At 68.3% G+C, this 21,106-nt stretch carries 24 protein-coding genes and 1 tRNA gene; 13 read left to right on the plus strand and 12 right to left on the minus strand.

The features are described 5' to 3' along the window. Position 1: 1 nt before the first annotated feature. The 3 genes from ACFOOQ_RS00975 (at position 2) to ACFOOQ_RS00985 (ending at position 1,591) form a co-directional block, all read left to right on the plus strand. Positions 2 to 901, plus strand: a complete 900-nt coding sequence (locus ACFOOQ_RS00975) for a 4-(cytidine 5'-diphospho)-2-C-methyl-D-erythritol kinase (protein ID WP_379720413.1) — start codon at positions 2 to 4, stop codon at positions 899 to 901. A 112-nt stretch (positions 902 to 1,013) separates the two neighbouring features. After that, positions 1,014 to 1,418 carry a hypothetical protein gene (locus ACFOOQ_RS00980; protein WP_379720416.1) on the plus strand — a complete coding sequence of 135 codons (405 nt, stop codon included), beginning with the start codon at positions 1,014 to 1,016 and terminating at the stop codon, positions 1,416 to 1,418. Between the two features lie 98 nt (positions 1,419 to 1,516). Next, positions 1,517 to 1,591, plus strand: a tRNA-Gln gene (locus ACFOOQ_RS00985). Positions 1,592 to 1,617: 26 nt separating this feature from the next. Here ACFOOQ_RS00985 and ACFOOQ_RS00990 read toward each other — a convergent pair. Then, on the minus strand, positions 1,618 to 2,430 hold the full coding sequence (locus tag ACFOOQ_RS00990; RefSeq protein ID WP_379720419.1) for a class I SAM-dependent methyltransferase: 813 nt from the start codon (positions 2,428 to 2,430) through the stop codon (positions 1,618 to 1,620). Positions 2,431 to 2,613: 183 nt separating this feature from the next. Between ACFOOQ_RS00990 and adhP the strand changes: the two genes are divergently transcribed. Continuing rightward, positions 2,614 to 3,642 carry an alcohol dehydrogenase AdhP gene (gene adhP / locus ACFOOQ_RS00995; RefSeq protein ID WP_379720422.1) on the plus strand — a complete coding sequence of 343 codons (1,029 nt, stop codon included), beginning with the start codon at positions 2,614 to 2,616 and terminating at the stop codon, positions 3,640 to 3,642. A gap of 7 nt (positions 3,643 to 3,649) precedes the next feature. Here adhP and ACFOOQ_RS01000 read toward each other — a convergent pair whose 3' ends face one another. Genes ACFOOQ_RS01000 through ACFOOQ_RS01015 form a run of 4 tightly spaced genes read right to left on the minus strand, consistent with a single transcriptional unit; the run spans position 3,650 to position 5,399 of the window. Next, complete coding sequence (locus ACFOOQ_RS01000; protein ID WP_379720425.1) at positions 3,650 to 4,132, minus strand: cytochrome C; 483 nt, start codon at positions 4,130 to 4,132, stop codon at positions 3,650 to 3,652. Between the two features lie 13 nt (positions 4,133 to 4,145). Beyond that, complete coding sequence (locus tag ACFOOQ_RS01005) at positions 4,146 to 4,577, minus strand: DUF1924 domain-containing protein (RefSeq protein ID WP_379720428.1); 432 nt, start codon at positions 4,575 to 4,577, stop codon at positions 4,146 to 4,148. Further along, entirely contained in the window at positions 4,574 to 5,110 is a 537-nt protein-coding gene (locus ACFOOQ_RS01010) for a cytochrome b/b6 domain-containing protein (protein WP_379720431.1), read from the minus strand. The genes ACFOOQ_RS01005 and ACFOOQ_RS01010 overlap by 4 nt, the downstream gene beginning before the upstream one ends. Then, positions 5,103 to 5,399, minus strand: a complete 297-nt coding sequence (locus tag ACFOOQ_RS01015) for a hypothetical protein (RefSeq protein ID WP_379720433.1) — start codon at positions 5,397 to 5,399, stop codon at positions 5,103 to 5,105. Before ACFOOQ_RS01015 ends, ACFOOQ_RS01010 begins: the two co-directional genes overlap by 8 nt. Positions 5,400 to 5,509: 110 nt before the next feature. On the opposite strand from ACFOOQ_RS01015, the gene ACFOOQ_RS01020 reads away from it, so the two are divergent. Genes ACFOOQ_RS01020 through ACFOOQ_RS01030 form a run of 3 tightly spaced genes read left to right on the plus strand, consistent with a single transcriptional unit; the run spans position 5,510 to position 7,841 of the window. Continuing rightward, on the plus strand, positions 5,510 to 5,833 hold the full coding sequence (locus ACFOOQ_RS01020; RefSeq protein ID WP_379720436.1) for a PepSY domain-containing protein: 324 nt from the start codon (positions 5,510 to 5,512) through the stop codon (positions 5,831 to 5,833). Continuing rightward, entirely contained in the window at positions 5,830 to 6,498 is a 669-nt protein-coding gene (locus tag ACFOOQ_RS01025) for a response regulator transcription factor (protein ID WP_379720439.1), read from the plus strand. Before ACFOOQ_RS01020 ends, ACFOOQ_RS01025 begins: the two co-directional genes overlap by 4 nt. Next, complete coding sequence (locus ACFOOQ_RS01030; protein ID WP_379720442.1) at positions 6,495 to 7,841, plus strand: sensor histidine kinase; 1,347 nt, start codon at positions 6,495 to 6,497, stop codon at positions 7,839 to 7,841. Before ACFOOQ_RS01025 ends, ACFOOQ_RS01030 begins: the two co-directional genes overlap by 4 nt. A 7-nt stretch (positions 7,842 to 7,848) precedes the next feature. Here ACFOOQ_RS01030 and ACFOOQ_RS01035 read toward each other — a convergent pair whose 3' ends face one another. From ACFOOQ_RS01035 to ACFOOQ_RS01055, 5 genes are all read right to left on the minus strand, one after another. Continuing rightward, positions 7,849 to 8,706 (minus strand): class I SAM-dependent methyltransferase, encoded by an 858-nt coding sequence (locus tag ACFOOQ_RS01035; protein WP_379720444.1) that lies wholly within the window; start codon positions 8,704 to 8,706, stop codon positions 7,849 to 7,851. A 58-nt stretch (positions 8,707 to 8,764) separates the two neighbouring features. Then, on the minus strand, positions 8,765 to 9,223 hold the full coding sequence (locus ACFOOQ_RS01040) for a hypothetical protein (protein WP_379720447.1): 459 nt from the start codon (positions 9,221 to 9,223) through the stop codon (positions 8,765 to 8,767). Positions 9,224 to 9,358: 135 nt separating this feature from the next. Next, the gene (gene phbB, locus ACFOOQ_RS01045; RefSeq protein WP_379720450.1) at positions 9,359 to 10,081 is read right to left on the minus strand and encodes an acetoacetyl-CoA reductase; all 723 of its coding nucleotides are present in this window, start codon (positions 10,079 to 10,081) and stop codon (positions 9,359 to 9,361) included. Between the two features lie 144 nt (positions 10,082 to 10,225). Then, positions 10,226 to 11,401 (minus strand): acetyl-CoA C-acetyltransferase, encoded by a 1,176-nt coding sequence (locus ACFOOQ_RS01050; RefSeq protein WP_379720453.1) that lies wholly within the window; start codon positions 11,399 to 11,401, stop codon positions 10,226 to 10,228. Positions 11,402 to 11,557: 156 nt separating this feature from the next. Next, positions 11,558 to 12,889, minus strand: coding sequence for an alpha/beta fold hydrolase (locus ACFOOQ_RS01055; RefSeq protein WP_379720457.1), 1,332 nt, complete (start codon positions 12,887 to 12,889; stop codon positions 11,558 to 11,560). A 354-nt stretch (positions 12,890 to 13,243) separates the two neighbouring features. Here ACFOOQ_RS01055 and phaR point away from each other — a divergent pair, with 354 nt between their 5' ends. The 6 genes from phaR (at position 13,244) to ACFOOQ_RS01085 (ending at position 19,732) form a co-directional block, all read left to right on the plus strand. Then, positions 13,244 to 13,843: a polyhydroxyalkanoate synthesis repressor PhaR gene (phaR, locus tag ACFOOQ_RS01060; RefSeq protein ID WP_379720460.1), complete on the plus strand. Its 600-nt coding sequence runs from the start codon at positions 13,244 to 13,246 to the stop codon at positions 13,841 to 13,843. A 28-nt stretch (positions 13,844 to 13,871) separates the two neighbouring features. Then, the gene (locus ACFOOQ_RS01065) at positions 13,872 to 15,713 is read left to right on the plus strand and encodes an adenylate/guanylate cyclase domain-containing protein (RefSeq protein WP_379720463.1); all 1,842 of its coding nucleotides are present in this window, start codon (positions 13,872 to 13,874) and stop codon (positions 15,711 to 15,713) included. A gap of 121 nt (positions 15,714 to 15,834) precedes the next feature. Next, on the plus strand, positions 15,835 to 16,293 hold the full coding sequence (locus ACFOOQ_RS01070) for a hypothetical protein (protein ID WP_379720466.1): 459 nt from the start codon (positions 15,835 to 15,837) through the stop codon (positions 16,291 to 16,293). A 45-nt stretch (positions 16,294 to 16,338) separates the two neighbouring features. Beyond that, complete coding sequence (gene glpD / locus ACFOOQ_RS01075) at positions 16,339 to 17,868, plus strand: glycerol-3-phosphate dehydrogenase (protein WP_379720469.1); 1,530 nt, start codon at positions 16,339 to 16,341, stop codon at positions 17,866 to 17,868. Positions 17,869 to 17,879: 11 nt separating this feature from the next. Then, complete coding sequence (locus tag ACFOOQ_RS01080; RefSeq protein WP_379720472.1) at positions 17,880 to 18,863, plus strand: 2-dehydropantoate 2-reductase; 984 nt, start codon at positions 17,880 to 17,882, stop codon at positions 18,861 to 18,863. Further along, positions 18,860 to 19,732, plus strand: coding sequence for an alpha/beta hydrolase (locus tag ACFOOQ_RS01085; RefSeq protein ID WP_379720475.1), 873 nt, complete (start codon positions 18,860 to 18,862; stop codon positions 19,730 to 19,732). The genes ACFOOQ_RS01080 and ACFOOQ_RS01085 overlap by 4 nt, the downstream gene beginning before the upstream one ends. Before the next feature lie 26 nt (positions 19,733 to 19,758). On the opposite strand, the gene ACFOOQ_RS01090 is transcribed toward ACFOOQ_RS01085, so the two are convergent. After that, complete coding sequence (locus tag ACFOOQ_RS01090) at positions 19,759 to 20,547, minus strand: anti-sigma factor family protein (protein ID WP_379720478.1); 789 nt, start codon at positions 20,545 to 20,547, stop codon at positions 19,759 to 19,761. Next, positions 20,544 to 21,095 (minus strand): RNA polymerase sigma factor, encoded by a 552-nt coding sequence (locus ACFOOQ_RS01095; RefSeq protein WP_379720481.1) that lies wholly within the window; start codon positions 21,093 to 21,095, stop codon positions 20,544 to 20,546. Before ACFOOQ_RS01095 ends, ACFOOQ_RS01090 begins: the two co-directional genes overlap by 4 nt. Positions 21,096 to 21,106 lie beyond the last annotated feature (11 nt).

Consider the following 21,106-nt stretch of genomic DNA (forward strand, 5'->3'; position numbering starts at 1 on the left):
CATGCCGGCGGCGGGGCTGAGCCGGCTGGCACCGGCGAAGATCAACCTGTTCCTGCATGTCACCGGCCGGCGCGACGGCACAGCAGATCATGCGGGCTATCATGCGCTCGAAAGCCTGGTCGTCTTCGCCCAGGATGCGGCGGCCTGCGACCGCCTGACGGCGGCGCCGGCCGACCGGCTCGAGCTGACCGTTGCCGGACCGCAGGCGGCGGCCCTGCAGGAAGCCGGCGACGACAATCTGGTGCTGCGCGCCGCCCGCCTGCTGCAGCCGATGAACATGGCCGCCGGCAATCCGCGCGGTGCCGCGCTTGCCCTGCACAAGACCCTGCCGGTGGCGTCCGGCATCGGCGGCGGCTCGGCCGATGCCGCCGCCGCCCTGCACTGCCTGCGCGCCCTGTGGAACGTCGCCATCGACGACGAGGCGCTGGCCGCGGCGGCGCTGCAGCTCGGCGCCGACGTGCCGGTCTGCCTGCAGGGCCGCGCTGCCATGATGACCGGGATCGGCGAGACCCTGGCGCCCGCGCCGCCCCTGCCGCCGTTCTGGCTGGTGCTGGCCAATCCCGGCGTGGCGCTGCCGACCCGCGAGGTCTTTGCCGCGCTGGCCGGCCGCTTCGGCCCGCCGATGCCGCTGGACCGCCGCCCCGGCAGTGCCGCCGACCTCGCCCTGCTGCTGCGGGCGCGCCGCAACGACCTCGAGGCCCCGGCCCGCTTCCTCGCGCCCGAAATCGACCCGGTGCTGGCCGCGCTGTCGGCCCAGGGCGGCTGCCTGCTGGCCCGGCTGTCGGGCTCCGGCGCCACCTGCTTCGGCCTGTTCGCCGGCCAGCGCGAGGCGGAGATCGCCGCCCGCAGCCTCGCCCGCGCCCATCCGCAGTGGTGGGTCGCCGCCACCGCGGCCGGCTGATCCTCAAGGAAAATTAATCCGGCCGGCAATTGCCGCAGCCGCCTTCGCGCAGGATTCTGGCCGCACCGCCGTGTGGACACGGTAACGACCTTCAAGCCGGATGCCTGCCATCATGTCCGCCCGCACCGATTTCGCCGTTTTCCTTGCCATCATCGCCGCCACGCTCGGTGTTGCCATCGCGGTCGGCCCGGCACCGGCAGCCCGCGCCGACGAGATCGTGGTCTGGCATGATGCGCCGCCGCCCTACTGGCACCGGCATCCGCCCTATTACTACCGCCATCCGCCGCGCCACGAGGTGGTGGTGATCGAACCGGCCCCGCCGCCGGTGGTCGTCGCGCCGGCGCCCCCGCCGGTCGTCGTGGCACCTGCCCCGGCGCCCGCCGTGGCTGCTGCACCCGAGCCCTACTGCCGCGAATATCGCAGCACCAGCACGGTCGACAGCAAGCCGGTGCCGAGCTACGGCAAGGCCTGCCGCCAGCCCGACGGCAGCTGGAAGATCGTCAGCCAGAATCCCTGAAAAACCGCGCTGCCGGCAGCAATCCTGACACTGGAAATTGCCGCCGCCGCCGATTATTGTCCGCCCGCGCCGCGCCCTGCGCAACAAAGGGCGCCTGCTGGGGCGTAGCCAAGCGGTAAGGCAGCGGTTTTTGGTACCGCCATGCGGAGGTTCGAATCCTCCCGCCCCAGCCATTTATCCCGCATCTGTCGCGACGACATTACGCGCGGCGCAACTGCGCGCGGACGCGGCGCGCCAGCGGGCCGAACCGGCTGTGCCGCACGGTTTCCATCAGCCGGCGCTTCAGCGAGAAGGTCCAGGGTTGGGTACCGTAGATATCGACCGCATGGCCGAAGATCTGCGCGGTCTTCTCGTAGTGATAGCCGTTCTTGTGCCGCAGCGCCGAGCGGTAGAAATCCGCCGCACCGTCGGCGCCGGCGAAATAGGTCTTGTTCGGCGTGATCGCAAACGGCCTGAGCCGCGCCGCCGGATCGCTGCAATAGCGCGCCACACCGGATGCCACCTCCGGCCAGAATTCGTTGAAATAATCGTCGAGGATCACCACGCCGGCCGGCGCCAGCACCGCCTGCATCAGATGCAGGTCGTTGACGACGCAGTCCTCGGTATGGCCGCCATCCACCGAGGCGAGCCGCACCGGCCCGGTCGCCGCGAGGATGTCTTCCGGCCGCACCTCGAGCGACGAACGCTGCAGCACGGTCACCGTTTCCGGATTGCCGAGCCAACGGCTGACGTTGCCGAGGAAAATCTCGCGGTCGCCGCGCCCCGAGGCATCGCGATTGAGATGCTGGTCGCCGAACACGTCGACGGCAAAGGCACCCTCGCCGGCCTGCCGCGCCAGGGCCAGCAGGATGAACAGCTTGCCGTGATGCACGCCGATCTCGCCGACCGACCCGGCAATCCCGGTATCCCGCTGCAGGGCCGCCAGCGAGCGGATGAAATCGACGCTGTAGGGAAACAGCCAGCCATCGACCCGTTTCAGGCCCTGCCGGACATAGGTCTCGTCGGTCTGCATGTCTTCTCCCGTCCTGCCTGCATGCCACTGTCCAGCCGCCAGTAAACCGCAGTCGCCAATAAACCGCAGTTAGCAGCCGGCCGGGGGTGACCATGCTGTGGCCGCGCCGTGACCTTGATCTCCCTCAAGGCAGTGGCCGGCACGACTGCCTAGGCTGGCCGCAACCAAACAGGAGATGCAGGCATGGCCCAGACAATGAAGGCCGCCGTCGTGCGGCAGTTCGGCAAACCGCTCACCATCGAGCAGGTGCCGGTGCCGCAGCCCGGTCCCGGAGAAGTGCTGGTGAAAATCGTCGCCAGTGGCGTCTGCCATACCGACCTGCATGCGGCCGACGGCGACTGGCCGGTCAAGCCGAAGCTGCCGTTCATTCCCGGCCACGAGGGCGCCGGCATCGTCGCTGCCATCGGTCCGGGTGTTACGGGCCTGAAGGAAGGCGATGCGGTCGGCGTGGCATGGCTGCATGATGCCTGCGGCCACTGCGAACACTGCATCACCGGCTGGGAAACCCTCTGCGAGTCCCAGCACAACAGCGGCTATGGCGTCGACGGTACCTTCGCCGAATACGCCGTCGGCGCCGCCGACTATGTCGGCCTTCTGCCGGCGAACCCGGATTTCGCCGCGCTGGCGCCGATCCTCTGCGCCGGCGTGACCACCTACAAGGGCATCAAGGAAACCGAGACGCGCCCCGGCGAATGGATTGCCATTTCCGGCCTGGGCGGCCTTGGCCATGTCGCCGTGCAGTATGCCAAGGCGATGGGGCTGCATGTGGTGGCGCTCGACGTCGCCGCCGAGAAGCTGGCGCTGGCCCGTTCGCTTGGCGCCGATGTCGCCGTCGATGCGCGCGCGCCCGACGCGGCGGCCCAGGTGATCAAGGCCACCGGGGGCGGCGCCCACGGCGTGCTGGTCACCGCGGTCTCGCCGGTCGCCTTCGCCCAGGCGCTCGGCCTGGTGCGCCGCAAGGGCACGATCAGCCTGGTCGGCCTGCCGCCCGGTGACTTCGCCACGCCGATCTTCGATGTCGTGCTCAAGCGCATCACCCTGCGCGGCTCCATCGTCGGCGGCCGCAAGGACCTCGCCGAGGCGCTGGCCTTCGCCGCCGAAGGCAAGGTGAAGGCCCATATCCATCACAAGAAACTGGAGGATATCAACGCCATCTTCGCCGACCTCAAGGGCGGCCGGGTCGACGGCCGCATCGTTCTGGATATCGGCTGAGCGGCAGTCAGTCGTCGTCAAACCAGCCCTGCGCCGCACCGGGATGACAGGCGAGGCAATTCGACTTCGTCATCACCTTGGGGTCCTGCCAGGTCCGCGGGCTGAAATCATGCTCACGCAGGAAGGCCGGATTCTCGGTGATACGGCGTGGCGTGCCGGCGGGTGCCACCCAGCGCATGTAATCGCGCAGGCCGCGGCCACCCGATGCACTGCCGACAGGGGCGTCGCCGGCATGCCCTGTCAGCCAGGCACGGATTTGGGCTGCCTCACCGGGCGGTAACGCAAGGTCCTCGCCGAAATGGTCGGCGGCGCCGTCAACCAGCGCGGCCCAGGAGCGCGCCGGCAACAGGCCGGGCGGAAAGGCCAGGTGGCATTCGCCACAGACTTTCTGCGTGAGCGGGTCGGTAACCGGCTCCAGCCGCGTGCCGGCCAACAACGGCGGACTCGCCACCAGTCCGGCCAGCACCATGACGGCGGCAACCAGCCGCATGCATCTTTCCACCTCACTGCCCCGTCATGAAGGTGATGTAGTCGCCGCTTTCCTGCGCCGTGCAGGGGCGTCCCATCACGCTCTTGCAGTCGCGCTGGAAATGCTTCTCGACCAGCGCCGGATCGGTATAGCGCTGCGGCTCGGCCGATACGGCGGCCGGGGCGATCGGCCGGCCGGTCTTGGCATTGCGGCCGGGCTGGCGCGGATCGGCGGTATGGCAGGAGGTGCAGGACGGCGTGCGCGCATCGCCGCCGCTCCGGCTGCCGCGGAACAAGACCTCGCCACGCGCCGCCGCGAAGCCGGCAAAGCCTGGATCGGCGGCGCGGGCCTGCGCCGCATAATCCGACAGGATCGCAGCTCGGCCGGCATCGGCAGCCAGAGCGACGGGCGGCGGGACAAGCATCGCTGCGGCGACGACGGCCGCCAGCACAGGCAGGATTTTCATTTGCGGATCTCCGGACCGGAAGGACGCGACAGCAGACCCACCAGCCAGGTCTTCAGGCGGCGGCCGCTGTAGATGACGGTGACGAAGGCGATATGGGCGAAGATGAGCCACAGCGACGCCTCCGCTACTGCCTCATGCAGGTGCTCGACCGGCGGCAGGTAGTCGGCGATGGCGCCGCTCATCGCCACCGCGCCGACAACGGCGAGCAGGGCCACGGCGAACCAGGCAAAAAGCGGATTACGGCCCCGGCGCCGGGCCAGCCAGGTCCGCAGGTTGCCCAGCGAGGGGCGCGGCAAGCGCAGCGGATGGCCGACCGGCGTCAGCAGGCCGACGGCCAGCCGCAGCACCAGCGCCGCCAGCACCACATAGCCGGCGAACTGGTGCATGGCATAAGTGTCCTCGTCGGCGGTGAGATAGGCGACGAGAAAGCCGCCGGCGAAGACGGCATGCCACAGCCGCAGCAGGGTGAAGGCGTGCCGGCGCAGGGCCTGCGCCGGCATCGCCGACACCGACATGGCACCCGCCTCAGTCATCGTCTTGGTCCTGCATGCCATTCCGCTCGACATACGCGCCGCTGCGCTGATGCTTCTCACGCTCGCGCATCTCGTGGCGCTCACGGCTTTCGCGACGGTCGCGCATGCTCTCGGCGGGACGGCCCTGGCCCGGCTGCAGGTAGCCGGTGCCGGCACCGGTTTCCGCTGTAGGCTGGCCTGCCGCGGCGATCCGGGCCGGTTCGGCGGCGGTAGCGATGGCATAAAGGCCGGCGCTGCCGGCGATCACGGCGGCGGCGAACAGGCCCTGGAACAGCATCTTGCGCAACATTTGGATATCTCCTGTCTGGTTGGACGGGGCCAGACTAGGCGGCAACGCCTGAACCGGGTCTGACCGCCACGTTCATCCGCCGTTCAGCTTCGTGGCCGTATGCTGCCGGCATGAAACGCCGCTTTTTTTTGCTGCTGCCGGGCCTGCTCGCCCTCGCCATCCACACCCCGGCGGCCCGCGCCGGCGAGGACGACCACGACCGCGCCCGGCGCGCCGTCGAGGCCGGCGAGATCAAGCCGCTGCGCGAAATCCTCGCCGCCGCCGAAGCTGCCTATGGCGGGCAGCTGATCGAGGCGGAACTGGAGCGCCGCCATGGCGGCCACATGGTCTATGAACTGAAGCTGCTCACCGTCGAAGGCCGGCTGCTGAAGGTCTATTATGACGCGCACAGCGGCCTGCCGCTGGATCCGAGCCACCGCGATGACCGCAAATGAGAATTCTTGTCATTGAAGACGAACCGGTACTGGCCCTGCACCTGCAGCAGACCCTGGAAGCCGCCGGCTTCGCGGTCGACGTCGCCTACGACGGCGAGGAGGGCTGGCATCTTGGCGACACCGAGCCCTACGATGCCGCCGTGCTCGACCTTGGCCTGCCGAAGATCGACGGCGTCACCATCCTGCAGCGCTGGCGCGAGGCCGGCCGCGGCCTGCCGGTACTGATCCTCACCGCCCGCAGCCGCTGGTCGGAAAAGATGGCCGGCTTCCAGGCCGGTGCTGACGACTACATGACCAAGCCTTTCGAGATGGACGAGGTAGTCTACCGCCTGCGTGCCCTGATCCGCCGCGCCGCCGGCCATGCCCAGCCGGAGCTGAACTGCGGCCCTCTGCGCCTCGACACACTGGCCGGCCGTTTCAGCCTCGATGGCGTGCCGCTGCAGCTGACGGCGCAGGAATTCCGCATTCTCGCCTACCTGATGCACCATGCCGGCACCGTGGTCAGCCGCACCGAACTGATGGAGCATGTCTATGATCGCCATTTCGACAACGACTCCAACGTGCTGGAGGTACTGATCGGCCGCATCCGCCGCAAGCTGAAGGCGGACCTGATCCACACCGTGCGCGGCCTCGGCTACCGTCTCGCCGACGAGGTCGGCGCATGAGCGACGGCGCCACGCCGCGGCGGCCGGGAACCTCGCTGAGCGTCCGACTGGTCGCTGCGGCGCTGGTCTGGATGCTGCTGCTGCTGGGCGCCGGCGGCGCCGTGCTGTCCACCGCCTTCCGCCAGTCTGCCGTGCAGGAATTCGGCCACCGCCTCGACGCTCTGCTGCGCGCAATGATCGCGGTGACCGAAACCGCCCCCGATGGCAGCGTCAGCCTGGTGCGCTCACTCGGCGATCCGCGCTTCGAGCAGGTCTTCTCCGGCTGGTACTGGCAGGTCGCCGAACCTTCAGGCCGCCTGATTCGCTCGCGCTCGCTGTGGGACAGTACACTGCCGGTGCATGTCGCTGGCGCCGAGGAGCGCCGCGAGATCGCCGGTCCCAGGGGCGAGCCACTGCTGGTGGTCGAGCGTGATCTGCGCTTTCCCGGCGCCGCCGGACCCGTGCACATGCTGATCGCCGGCGACCTGCGCGAGCTGAACGATGGCATCCGCAGCTTCAACCGGTTGCTCTATGCCGCGCTGGCACTGTTCGCCGCCGGCATGACTGTTGCCATTATCATCCAGGTCCGCTTCGGACTGCGGCCGCTGCGCCGGCTATCCACCGACCTCACGGCTATCCGTGACGGCCGCCGCCAGCGGCTCGGCGGCGGCTATCCGCGCGAGGTGGCTCCGCTGGCCGAGGCGATGAACGCCGTGCTCGAGCATGACAGTGAACTGATCGAACGCGCCCGCACCCATGTCGGCAATCTGGCGCATGGCCTGAAGACGCCGCTGGCAGTGCTGCAGGCAGAGCTGCACGACACGCCCGGCCGCGCGGTTGCCGAGGCGCAGCTGCGCACCATGACCCGGCTGATTGAACATCATCTTGGCCGCGCCGCCGCCACCGCCGGTTCTGGTCGTGCGCTTGGCAGCCGCTGCACCGCCCGGCCAGTGGCCGAGGAAATCGCCACCGTGCTCGACCGCATCCATGCAAGTCGCAATATCGAGGCGGAGATCGCCATTCCCGCCGATGCCGTCTTCCACGGCCCGCGCGAGGATCTGCAGGAAATGCTGGGCAACCTGATGGAAAATGCCTGGAAATGGGCGCGTGGCAAAATCCGCGTCGGGGCGCGGAACGCGGAACGCCGCCTGATCCTGACCGTCGAGGATGACGGTCCCGGCCTGACGCCGGAGCAGGCCGCCATCGTGGCACAGCGCGGCGCCCGGCTCGACGAGGCAATGCCCGGCTGGGGCCTCGGCCTCGGGATCGTCACCGACCTTGCCGCCATCAACGGTGGCAGCTTTGCCATCGATCGTTCGGATCTCGGCGGCGTGCGCGCGACCCTGACCCTGCCCGGCGGCTGAGGCCAGCCTATACCGCCTGCGCAACCATTTCGGTCGGGGCGATGCGGTCCTCCTCGAGGCTGCGGGCCATGTTGGCAACCTTGGCCGGCGTCTCGCGGCCCATCAGCAGATGCAGGCCGAGCGGCGGCGCACCCTGCCCTTCCGCCTGCTGCTGCTGCGCCTGGCGCCGGCGTGCCGCCTGCATGAAGTCGCGGGCGAAATCCGTGCGGTCGGCGACCGCGAGGACCTGGAAGCCGGCAGCGCGCAACAGGGCCTGCAACGCGTCGGCGGTAACAAGGAAGCTGGTTTGCGGCCCCGTTGCCCAGGGCACCGGAAACAGCGGCGCGCCGCCCGGCCCCTGCAGCACGTCGTAGATGCCGAAGTGCGCACCGGGCCGCAGCACGCGCCGCACTTCGCGAAACAGGCGTGCCTTGTCGGCGATGTTCATGCCCACATGCAGCATGTAGGCGCCATCGAAGCTGCCGGCATCGAACGGCAGGTCAAGAGCGCTGGCTTCGCGATAGTCGGTGCGGGCGGCAAGGCCGGTCAGCGCGGCAAGCCGGCGGGCAACTTCGCAATAGGCCGCAGTCAGGTCGATGCCGGTGACATGGCAGCCGTGTTCGGCCGCGAAATAGCGCGAGGCACCACCGATGCCGCAGCCGATATCGAGCAAGCGCGCACCGGCAGCAAAGCCGATACTGTCTGCGAAATGCACCGTCGCCGGCCGGCCGCCGATATGGAATTCATCGACCGGCGCAAGGTCGGCCGGTGTCAGTGCCGCCATGTCCTTGCCTGCCGCGGCCAGCGCGGCTTCGATGGCGGCAAAAAGATTGTCGCGGCCGTAATGGACCGCGACATCCTGTTCGAGAGTCTGATCGGTTGGCACGGCCTGCTCCCTGACGGTTCGCGACATTCAAACCGTCAGGGCCGCCGCATGCAATGGTTCAGTTCACCACCCGCCAGGCGCCATCGGGACCGAGGCAGGCGGTGCCATAACTCGGCTGCGGCTGCCCATTGACGATCACCTGGGCCTGGTATTCCCGGCAGTACTGGCCGCCGGTGGTCTGATAGACCGGCGAGGCCGGCACGGCGGAAATCTGGCCGCCGCTATAGGGCGCGTAGACCACCGGCGGCGGCGGCGTGTAATAGGTCACCGGCGGCGGATTGACGATCACGACGCGCGGCCGGTAGGCCGGCGGGCCCCAGTAATGCCGGTCCCAGTAGGCGCCGTGATAATGGCCGCGCGGCGGCGGCCCGTACCATGGGCCGCGATGCCAGCCGCTGCTGTAGCTGAACGAGAAACTGTCGGCACGGGCAGCCTGCGGCGCCAGCGCGACAAGGCCGGCGGCCAGGGTGACGGCCAGCACGGCAGGCCGGAGAACACGACGGAGCGAGAGCGACATGACACAGCCTCCTGGACTGTCTGTGCCAAAAAGGCTGGCCCGCAATCGTGGCGAATTTATGATTGCCGGCTACGACCAGGAGAGCCGGACGGCAGGATGGTGCCGCCCGTCACAGGCTGCTCAGTAACAGGCCGTTCAGTACATATGCTGGCCGCCGTTGATACTGAGGGTCGAGCCGGTAACGAAACCGGCCTCGTCGGCGACCAGGAACTGCACGCCGCGGGCGATCTCTTCCGCCCGGCCGAGCCGGCCGACCGGAATCTTGGCGACGATCTTTTCCAGCACGTTGGCCGGCACCGCCGCCACCATGTCAGTGTCGATGTAGCCCGGCGCGATGGCATTCACGGTAATGCCGCGCGCGGCGCCTTCCTGGGCCAGCGCCTTGGTGAAGCCGTGGATGCCCGACTTTGCCGCCGCGTAATTGACCTGGCCGTACTGGCCGGCCTGGCCGTTGATCGAGCCGATATTGACAATGCGGCCGAAGCCGCGCTCGCGCATGCCGTCGATCACCGCCCGGCACATGTTGAAACAGCCGCCGAGATTGGTGTCGATCACCGTCTGCCACTGCTCGCTGCTCATCTTGTGCAAGGTGCTGTCGCGGGTGATGCCGGCATTGTTGACCACGATGTCGACCGGACCGAGGTCGCGTTCGACCTGCTTCACCCCGGCGACGCATTCGTCATAGTCCGCCACGCTCCACTGGTAGGCGCGGATGCCGGTCTCGGCCGTGAAGGCGTCGGCCCGCTCCTTGTTGCCGGCATAAACCGCCGCAACCTTGTAGCCGTTCTGGTGCAGCAGCTTGGAAATGGCGGCGCCGATGCCGCGGGTTCCGCCGGTAACGATTGCAACGCGTGACATACCCTTCCTCCTGTTATTCGCTTCTTGTTATGTACTAGTTGTCAGATAGTGCGCCGGGATTATGCCTTTATTTTTTGTCCTGGCGGGTTGATCCAGAGCAACCGGGATGCGGAATTCCCCCTCCGCATCCCGGTCGTATGGTCTTCAGTCGCGCTCGACGCACATGGCGATACCCATGCCGCCGCCGATGCACAGGGTGGCGAGGCCCTTCTTGGCGTCGCGACGCTGCATTTCGTACAGCAGGGTCACCAGCACGCGGGTACCCGAAGCGCCGATCGGATGGCCGATGGCAATGGCGCCGCCGTTGACGTTCACCTTGTCGGTATCCCAGCCCATGTCCTTGTTCACCGCGCAGGCCTGGGCGGCGAAGGCCTCGTTGGCTTCGACGAGATCGAGATCGCCAGCCTTCCAGCCGGCCTTTTTCAGCGCGGCACGCGAGGCCGGGATCGGGCCGGTGCCCATGATCGACGGATCGACGCCGGCCTGGGCCCAACTGACGATGCGGGCGAGCGGCTTGATGCCGCGCTTCCTGGCTTCCTCGGCGGTCATCAGCACCACGGCGGCGGCGCCGTCGTTGATGCCCGATGCATTGGCCGCCGTCACCGTGCCATCCTTCTGGAAGGCCGGCCGTAATCCCTTGACTGAATCCAGCGTGGCGCCATGGCGGATGTATTCGTCCTGGTCGACGATGGTGTCGCCCTTGCGGCCCTTGATGGTGACCGGAACGATCTCGTCCTTGAACTTGCCGGCCTTCTGCGCGGCCTCGGCCTTGTTCTGGCTCTTCACCGCGAATTCGTCCTGTGCCTCGCGGGTGATCTGGAACTGCTTGGCGACATTCTCCGCCGTGGTGCCCATGTGGTAGCCGTTGAAGGCATCCCACAGGCCATCGCGGATCATCGTATCGATAAAGCCGAGGTCGCCCATCTTCTGGCCGGCGCGCAGATAGGCGGCATGGGTCGACTGGCTCATGCTTTCCTGGCCGCCGGCGACGACGATGCTGCTGTCGCCGTTGACGATCGCCTGGCAGCCCAGCGCCACGGCGCGCAGGCCGGAGCCGCAGACCATGTTGACGCCCCAGGCCGGCACCTCGATCGGCAGGCCGGCATTGATCGAGGCCTGGCGGGCGGGATTCTGGCCCTGCGCCGCGGTCAGCACCTGGCCGAGGATCACCTCGCTCACCTCGGCGGGCTTCACCCCGGCGCGATCCAGCGCGCCCTTGATCGCGACCTCGCCGAGATAATGCGCCGGCACGCTGCCGAACGCGCCGTTGAACGAGCCGACCGGCGTGCGGGCCGCGCTGGCGATGACGATGTCGGTCATGATTTTTCCTCCACGGACGGGATCCGAAGCAGATCCCTCAAAGGCGAGATGGCGTGGTGCCGACCTGTCGAAAACAACGGCGCCACGCGGCATGCAGCGACGATAGCGGTGTTTTCGCAGATGCGGCAAGGGCCGGCGCCGCTGCCGAAATTTTGGTCAGGCCTGCGCTTTGATCACCGGCTTGCGTTTCCGTTGCGGCCGTCGCGTTGCGGCTTTCTGCTCGCCTTGCTCCGCCTGCGGACCAGCGGCAGCTTGACGCAGCAGCCAGTCGGCCAGCGGCTGCCACAGGCCGCTCTCGGCGCGCGGTCCGACCATCATGCCGATATGGCCGCTCGGCACGTCGAGGCGGTCCGCCTGCGGCAGCTGCGAAAGGATCGCTTCCGCCCCCTCCTTCGGTACCAGCTTGTCGCGCTCGGGCAGCACCGCCAGGGCAGGCTTGCGCCAGTCCTGCGGCCGCACCGGCCGGCCGTCGACCAGCCAGCGCCCGGCCGGCGGGGTGTTCTCGCCATACCAGCCCAGCAGGCATTCGCGGGCGACCGGGCCGGCCAGCGGCACGCCATCGTTCAGCCAGTCCTCCATCGCCACGAAGCGGCGGGCGGCGTCGCTGTCGGGCGGCAGCGTGGCAAACTGGGTGAATTTCTTCAGCGCGGTGAACGGATCGAGGGCCCAGAAGAAGCCCTGCAGCACATCCACCTCCAGCATGGCCGGCGCATCCGCCGGCACCGGACCCTGCTCCGGCACCAGGGCCGGCGCCAGCGATTGCACCAGCGCGGCATGATGGGCACCGCCGGCATGGAAATCCCATGGCGTCGCCAGCAGGGCCAGCGCCGCCACGTCGTCGGGCGCCTGCAGGGCGGCGGCCAGCGCCAGGTTGCCGCCCATGCAGTAGCCGAGCAGGATCGGCGGCCGGCCGGCGTGCCCATGCAGGGCTGCAAGCGCCCGGCGCAGGCGGGCGATATAGGCCGTCAGGTCGAACCGCTGTTCCGTATCGCCCGGCATGCCCCAGTCGAGCAGCACCGGCCGGATGCCGCGCCCGGCCAGCCAGCGGCACAGGCTCTGGCCCTCGGCGAGGTCGAGGATATAGGCGCGGTTGACCAGCGAGGGGACCAGCAGCAGCGGGATGCCATCGTCAGCATACGAGAGCAGCCGGCTGCTGCCCTCCTGCCAGACCGGCGGCGGATCGGCCAGGTCGCGCTGCCAGCCGTGGCGGCGATAGCGCAGCATGCCGCCGGTCATCGCCACCATGCGGCTGGCGGCGAGCCGCATCAGGGCGGCGGAAAACTCAGTCGGATCGACGGCGGCGAGGGCCGGTGCCAGCGCGGCGAGGCGCGGCTGCAAGAGCGGATTCCAGAGCGGCGATACGCGCCTCGCACTCGGCCAGGCGGCGAAGGAGCTCAGCAGCATCAGGTTGGCCGTCGCCAGGTGCAGCGCCAGCGGGCGCGGCCCCGGCCGCTTTACCCCGTCCGGCAGGGTTTTGTGCTGCGGCATGGCCTCCTCCTCCCGGAGCATGTGACTGGGCGGATTGCCAGGCGGTTCCGGCGGTCCCGGCCTGGCGGGCGGCGGCCTGGGCGGCATCGGCGCCGCGCTGCCACAGGGTCAGCCAGGTGGCGGACAGTTCCGCCAGCTTGGGGTCGGCTGCCAGCAGGCCGGCCTGTTCCTGCCAGAGGTCAAGGAACTGCCGGGCCAGGGCCTGCGGATCGGGGGCGGCGGGGTCAGTCATGCCCTTGAAGATACAACGAAGCGGCGTTTAACGGCCAGTCTTTCGCACCGCAACAAGAGGCTTGCGCATACAAACGAATACGAGTGAAATGCACCGTCATCGAAGCTAGGGAGCGCGTTAACGTGGCCGAACAAGACCAGACGACGTCGGCGCCGGCGATTAAGATCAAAAAATACGCGAACCGACGGCTCTACAACACCGCGACCTCTTCCTACGTCACCCTCGAGAATCTCTGCCAGATGGTGAAAGACGGTCAGGATTTCGTCGTCGAGGACGCCAAGACCGGTGACGACATCACCCGCAGCGTGCTGACCCAGATCATTTTCGAGGAAGAATCGAAGGGGCAGAACCTGATGCCCATCGGCTTCCTCCGCCGGCTGATCACCTTCTACGGTGACAGCCTGCAGACCCTGGTGCCCAGCTATCTCGAGGTTTCGATGGCCTCGTTCCAGCGCAACCAGGAACAGATGCGCCAGTATATGGCCGAATCCTTCGGCGAGATGTTCCCGTTCCGCAACATCGAGGAAATGGGTCGCCAGAACATGGCGATGTTCCAACGCGCCATGACCATGTTCAACCCCTTCATCGCCAATCTGGGCGAAGCCGCCGACAAGGCGGCCAATCCGGCCAATGGCGAGGCGCCGGCCGAGGTCGACACCCTGAAATCCCAGCTCGACGAATTGCGCAAGCAGGTGGAAGCCCTTGCCCGAAACAAGGGGTGAGCCGCAAGCCACCCTCCCGACCGTTTCCATGCAGAAACCCTTGCGAGTGCCGCAGTTGCGGCCCTCGATTTCCTCTGTCCTGACGCTTGGCGTCGGCCTGCTGATGCTGCTGGCCGGCATCGCCTTCGGTTTTGCCATGCTCAGCGGCCGGCTGAACACGGTCGACCTGCTGCGCGACCGCAACGACCGCATCGTCAGCCAGCTGGTCGAACGCACCGAGCTGCAGCTCGATCCGGTGCAGCAGCATGTCGAGGCCCTGCGGGACAGGCTTGAATCCGGCCGGCTCGGCACCAATGACATCGGCCGGCTGACCGATTACATCGTCGCCACGCTGGACGGCCTGCCGCAGGTTGACGCCCTCGGCTTGCTGCGCCCCAATCTCGCCGCCACCCGCGCCGAACGCCGCGACGGCCACATCGTCGTGCGGCACGGCATCCTCTCCGATCTGCCCAATGCCGGCGCGCTGCTGGACGAACAGAAGCGGCAGGCGCTGGCCAACGCGATGAAACCCAGCTCGCATTGGGGCCAGATGCTGTGGAGCTCCGAGCTCCAGCAGCCACTGATCAACCTGAGCACGCCGGTCGTTCGGGATGGCACATTCATCGGCGGCCTCGGCGCAGTGGTCTCGCTCGGCACCCTGTCGCGCCTGCTGGAACAGGGCAGCGTCGATGGCCAGTCGGTCAGCTTCATCCTGTACGACAACCGCTTTGTGCTGGCGCATCCGACGCTGATCAATCATCAGTACCACCTGTCGGCCGAGCAGCCGATGCCCACGCTGGACGAGATCGACGACCCGATCCTCAGCCGGATATGGACCGGCCGGACCGACGTCCGCATGGCCCGCGCCATGCTCAGCGTCGGCGGCGCCCATATCGTCGAGGCAGAAGGCAAGCGCTGGATTTTCGTCTATCGCGAGCTGCACCAGTATGGCAACAAGCCCTGGCTGGTCGGCCGCTATTTTCCGTTCGATCAGATCGACACCGAGGTCGAACGCCTGCAATGGGCCGCTGTCGTCGGCGGCGTCAGCCTGGTGCTGTCGCTGCTGATCGCCTGGCGCCTCGGCTATCTGATCCGCCGGCCGCTGCTCGACATCAGCGCCGCCGCCAACCGGTTGCGCAACCTCGACTTCGATACTCCGCCGCTCGGCCGCACCCGGCTGCGCGAGCTCGACGACGCCTCGCAGGCGATCAATTCGGCCAATGCCGCGCTCCGCTGGTTCGGCAACTACGTGCCACGCAAGCTGGTCAACCGCCTGGTGCGCGAGGGCGAGGATGCCGTCAATGTCAGCAAGCATCGCGACGTCACCGTGGTCTTCACCGACCTGGTCGGTTTCACGGCGATGTCGGAACGGCTGACCGCGCAGGAAACCGCCGACCTGCTGAACGAGCATTTCGCGCTCGTCACCGCCTGCATCGAGGCCGAGGGCGGCATCGTCGACAAGTTCATCGGCGACGCCGTGATGGCCATGTGGGGCGCGATCAAACGCGACGAGGACCATGCCGTGCATGCCTGCGCCGCGGTCCGCGCCATCGGTATGGCCATGGCGGCCGACAACGCCCGCCGCCTGATGCTGGGCAAGCCGATCCTGCGCATGCGGGTCGGCATCCACAGCGGGCCAGTGGTGATCGGCAATATCGGCGCGCCGGGCCGCATCAATTTCACCGTGGTCGGCGATACGGTGAATACCGCCCAGCGCCTCGAACAGCTCGGCCACGACCATATGAACGACATCGACCAGTTCATCGCGCTGGCCAGCGCCGAGACGGTGGAGGCCGCCCGGCTCGACCCGCCGCCACCACCGGTGGGCCTGCTGCACGTGAAGGGCCGGGTCGCCCCGATCGAGGTCTACCGCCTCGTCCGCCGCCCCTGAAAAGCACCCGGGAAAGCGGCGGTTTTCCGCCCTCACCATAGTGTGACCGGCCGGCGGGCCATGCTTAACCCGTCCTTAAGGGAATCCCTGCTTGAGTCCGGCGGACAGCCACAGGGATTCCATGGTCAGCACCATCGTCAGCACCGCTCTGGTGCCGCTCCGCGGCGGCCAGGCGGATTCTGTCGCCGACGCGCTGTCCCGCCGCACCCGTACCGACTCCGATCCCTTCAGTCCCGGGGAGTCCCAGGACGAGCCCCAGGGCAATTCGGCGGCCGCGGCAACCGGCGGCCGGACCGCCACGGCGGCCGGCATCCTGCCGCAACTGCTGCGCCGCCGCACCGACCGTGGCGAGGACTCGCAGGCCGGAATCCAGGTTCCGCCGCATCTGGAACGCCGCCGGGCCTGGCGCGAGGCGTTCGGGCTGAATACCTGGCATGCCCAGCAGCTCGCCCAGGGCGACGACGAGGAGGATGCCCCCTCGCGCGACGCCACGGTGACCGCGGTACGGGCCTATCGCAGCACCGCCTGGCGCGGCCGGCTGGACCTCAACCTTGCACAGCGCATCAGCGTGACCGTATAAACACGGTTTCCCCGGACAGCCACGGCTGTCAGATACGGTCGATTGATGATGTCTGAACCTGCCGATCTCCTTGTCATCGGTGGCGGCGTGAACGGCACCGGCATCGCCCGCGATGCTGCCGGCCGCGGCCTGTCGGTGATCCTTGCCGAACGCGGCGATCTCGCCGGCGCCACCTCCTCGGCCGCCACCAAACTGATCCATGGCGGCCTGCGCTATCTGGAACATTACGAGTTCCGCCTGGTGCGCGAGGCGCTCGGCGAGCGCGAGACGCTGATGCGGATGGCGCCGCACATCATCTGGCCGCTGCGCTTCGTGCTGCCGCATCACCCCGGCCTGCGACCCGCCTGGATGATCCGCATCGGCCTGTTCCTCTACGACTATCTTGCCGGCCGCCAGACCCTGCCCGGCTCCGTTGGCCTTGATTTCACCGGCAATGATCCGCGCGGTACGCCGCTGAAGCCCGAATTCAAGCGCGGGTTCGAATATTCCGACTGCTGGGTCGACGATGCCCGGCTGGTCGTACTCAACGCCATGGATGCCCGGCGGCTCGGCGCGCAGATTTTCACCCGGACCGCGGTCACCGCTGCCCGCCGTGACGGCGGCCTGTGGCATGTCACGCTGACCGACCAGGTCTCCGGCACCAGCCGCGAGGTGACGGCGCGCGGCATCGTCAATGCCGGTGGCCCCTGGGTGCGCGAAACCCTGACCGGTGCCTTTGGCCAGACGCCGAAGAACAGCGTGCGCCTGATCAAGGGCAGCCATATCGTCACCCGCCGGCTGTTCGATGGCGACCATTGCTACATCTTCCAGAACGCCGACAACCGCATCATCTTCGCCATCCCCTATCAGCACGACTTCACGCTGATCGGCACCACCGATATCCAGCTCGACCGCCTCGACGGGCCGCCGCGCATCAGCGAGGAAGAGACCGACTACCTGCTGTCGGCGGCCAGCGAGTATTTCCGCCAGCCGGTCACCCGCGATGCCATCGTGTGGTCCTATGCCGGGGTGCGGCCGTTGTATGACGATGGCGACAACGACCCCTCGGCAATCACCCGCGACTATGTGCTCGACCTCGATGCGGGTTCGCCCCAGAAGCAGGAAGCGCCGCTGCTGTCGGTCTATGGCGGCAAGCTGACCACCTATCGCCGGCTGTCGGAACACGCAATGCAGAAAATCGCGCCGTTCTACCCGCAACTCGGCAAGCCATGGTCGGGCGGCACGCCGCTGCCCGGCGGTGATCTCGGCGGCAAGAGTTTCGCGACCTTCGTCGCCGACCTGCAGCAGCGCCATCCGCAGCTCGATCCGGCCTGGCTGGCTCGCCTTGCCCGCCGACATGGCGTAGCCGTAGCCGAGATTCTCGGCGATGCGAAAACCACGGCCGATCTCGGCGAGGCCTTCGGCGGCGGGCTTTATGCGCGCGAGGTCGACTACCTGATGCGTCGTGAATGGGCGCGCGAGGCCGACGACGTGCTGTGGCGCCGCACCAAATGCGGCCTGTGGGCCTCGGCGGCCGACCGCGAGCGGCTGTCCAACTGGATGGCCCATCACAAGCCGAACGAGGATTCAGTATGAAGATTGCGCCCATGAAAATCGCCGTTGTCGGTGCCGGCGCCATCGGCGGCTATTTCGGCGGCCTGCTGGCGCGGGCCGGCCATGACGTGACGCTGATCGCGCGCGGCGCCCATCGTGATGCGATCCGCAGCCGCGGCCTGACGGTGAACAGCGCGAAAGACAGCTTCACAGTGCAGCCGGCCTGCACGGAGAACCCGGCCGAAGCTGGCCCGCAGGATGCGGTGATCCTCAGCCTGAAGGCGCCGGCGGTGCCCGGCATGGCCGAAAAGATGCTGCCGTTGTTCGGCCCCGACACACCGCTGATCACCGCGATGAACGGCGTGCCCTACTGGTATTTCCACAAACATGGCGGCCCGCTCGACGGCACCCGGCTGGCGACCGTCGACCCGGGCAACCGGCAATGGGACCTGATCGGCCCGCAGCGCGCCATCGGCAGCGTCGTCTGGGTCGCCGGCGCCGTCGAAGGCCCCGGCGTGATCCATCATGGCGGCGGCAACCGCCTGCCGCTCGGCGAGCCGGACGGCAGCCGTTCGGCGCGCGTGACGGCCCTGAGCCAGGCGCTGACCGCCGCCGGCATCGACGCCCCGGTACTCGACAACATCCGCCAGGACATCTGGACCAAGCTGTGGGGCAACCTCTCCTTCAACCCGGTCAGTGTGCTGACCCATGGCACGCTCGGCGGCCTGGCCAGCGACCCGGATGCGCAAGCCGTGGTCGGCGCCATGATGGCCGAGGCCCAGCAGATCGGCGAGGCGCTTGGCATCACCTTCCCGATGACCATTGAAGAACGCATCGGCGCCGCCCGGCGCGTCGGGCCGCACAAGACCTCGATGCTGCAGGATCTGGAAGGTGGCCGCCCGATGGAAATCGACGCCCTGCTAGGCGTGATCGCCGAACTGGCCGGCAAGCTGAAGATCGCCACGCCAACCATCGACATCGTGCTGGCCCTGGCCAGGACGCGCGCCCGTGTCGCCGGCACCTATGGTGCGGCATGAGCGGCCGCTACGACTGGCGCCGGCTGACCCCGGAGCAGATCGAGGCGCAGTTCAATCCGCGCGCCGCCGTCACCGATTACGACCGCTTCTTCGCCGGCTGGACCGAACGCGCCGAAGCGGCCCGCGCCCGGCTGCCCGGCGAATACGACCTGCGCTATGGCACCGGCCCGCTGCAGACCTATGATCTGCACCGGCCGGCACAGCCGAAGGCCGATGCGCCGCTGGTGCTGCTGATCCATGGCGGTTACTGGCGCGGACTGGACAAGGCAAGCTTCAGCTTCGTCGCCGGACCGGTGGTTGACGCCGGCGGTGTCGCCGTAAACCTGAACTACGACCTTTGCCCTGCCGTCACGCTCGATGTCATCGTGCGGCAGATGCAGGAGGCGCTGGTGCACTGCGCCGGCAAGGCTGCCGGCTGGGGCTGCGATCCGGCAAAGTTACATGTGATCGGCCATTCCGCCGGTGCCCATCTCGCCGCCATGCTGGCGGCGGCGCCCTGGCCCGGTGATCTCGGGCCGAAGCCCGCCATCGCCTCGCTCGGCCTGATCAGCGGCGTCTACGAGCTGGAACCCGTGCTGCATGTCAGCGTCAATGCCGAAATCCGGCTCGACGATGCCATGGCCCGGCGCAACAGCGTGGCGCGCTTCGCGCCGAAACTGTCCGGTCCGGTGCTGGTGGCGGTGGGCGATGCCGAGCCGGAAGGCTGGCAGGCGCAGAGCGTCGAATTCCACCAGGCCTGCCGCGATGCCGGCACGCCGGCGCAGCTGATGCGCATTGCCGGGGCCAACCATTTCGACATCCTGTTTCCGCTCGCCGACGCGGCCAGCCCGCTGACCACGCATCTGCTGCGCCAATGTGGCCTGAAATAATGGGCGGCCTGAGATGAACTGACCCTCTAGCGGGTCAGCTGCTCGTAGACGACCCGCGCCAGCGGCAGCAGTGCAGTGCGACCCGCCTCGCCGGTCAGCGCATAGCCGAAACCGTCATCGACCCAGTAGAAAGCCGCCGCCCGCCCCTCGCTGGCAAAGCGGAACGAGGTATCCCCGGCCGGCTCGCCGGCCCGCACATAGAGGGTTAGCCGCTGGCCCGCACCATTCTCGTACATGAATTGCGCGGCCGCAGTGTTGTCGCTGGCCGCCGGCAGCAGCCGGCCGCCGACCAGCGCATAGCCCTGGCCGGTCAGCGACGGCACCTGCAGCGGCTTGCCCAGCCGTTTCGACAGCCAGGCCACCAGATGCTTTTCTTCCTTCGCCGGCACCTCGACCGGATGCAGCACCTCGCTGCTGTAGACGAGATGTGCCCGCGCCGCCTCCTGCGGCAGCGCGGCAACGATCGCCGGCTGCTGCGGCATCAGCCAGCCGCGCCCCCACCAGCCGGCCCCGGCGCCAACTGCAGCGACCAGCAGCACGGCGGCGACGCGCATGGCACCGCGCAAGAAAGCCGCGCCGGGCTGCGGGCGGGCAAATACGGCGGCCATCGCCGCCGGTACCGGCTCGTCGAGGCCGGCGGCGAAATGCCCGCGCAGGTCTTCGGTCTGGCGCTGCCAGGCCACCACCCGGGCGGCATCCTCGGGATGCGTCACCAGATGCGCCTCGACGCGCACGCGCTCTCCCGCCGACAGCCTGTCGTCGACATAGGCATGCAGATCGGCCTCATGGACCGGCGATGCGAAGCCGCCCGTCATTTCACTCTCCTCAGATGCACCGGCCTGCCGCCATGCCTGTCATCCGTAGCATGCGGTGGCTGGCCGTCCATCAGGTTGCGCAGGCGCTCGCGCGCCCGGGTCAGGCGCGACATCACGGTACCGACCGGAATGTCCTGCACCCGCGCCGCCTGTTCATAGCTGAGCCCCTCGACCGCCACCAGCAGCAGCAGCGCGCGCTGGGCTTCCGGCAGCAGGGCCAGCGCGGCCTCGAGATCGCGCAACTGCAGCGCCTCCCATTGCCCGCCGCTCGCCGTGGGCTCGTCATCCATGTCGTCGAACCCGAAGCGGTCGGGCCGGTTCAGTTCGCGGCGCAGCCGGCTGCGCCACAGGTTGTGCAGGATGGCAAACAGCCAAGCATGCAGCGCATCGGCCTCGCGCCGGGTCGCCCAGGCAGCCAGCGCCCGCGCCAGGCAGTCCTGCACCAAGTCGTCGGCCGCCGCCCGGTCACGGGTCAGGGCAAGCGCAAAGCGCCGCAGCCGCGGAATTTCGGCTTCGATGGGATGCGGCTGGCGGAGGCGGAACAGCATGCGCTCTGTAT

It is taken from the genome of Ferrovibrio xuzhouensis (assembly GCF_042648965.1).
In the GTDB taxonomy this organism is placed as follows: Bacteria; Pseudomonadota; Alphaproteobacteria; order Ferrovibrionales; family Ferrovibrionaceae; genus Ferrovibrio; species Ferrovibrio xuzhouensis.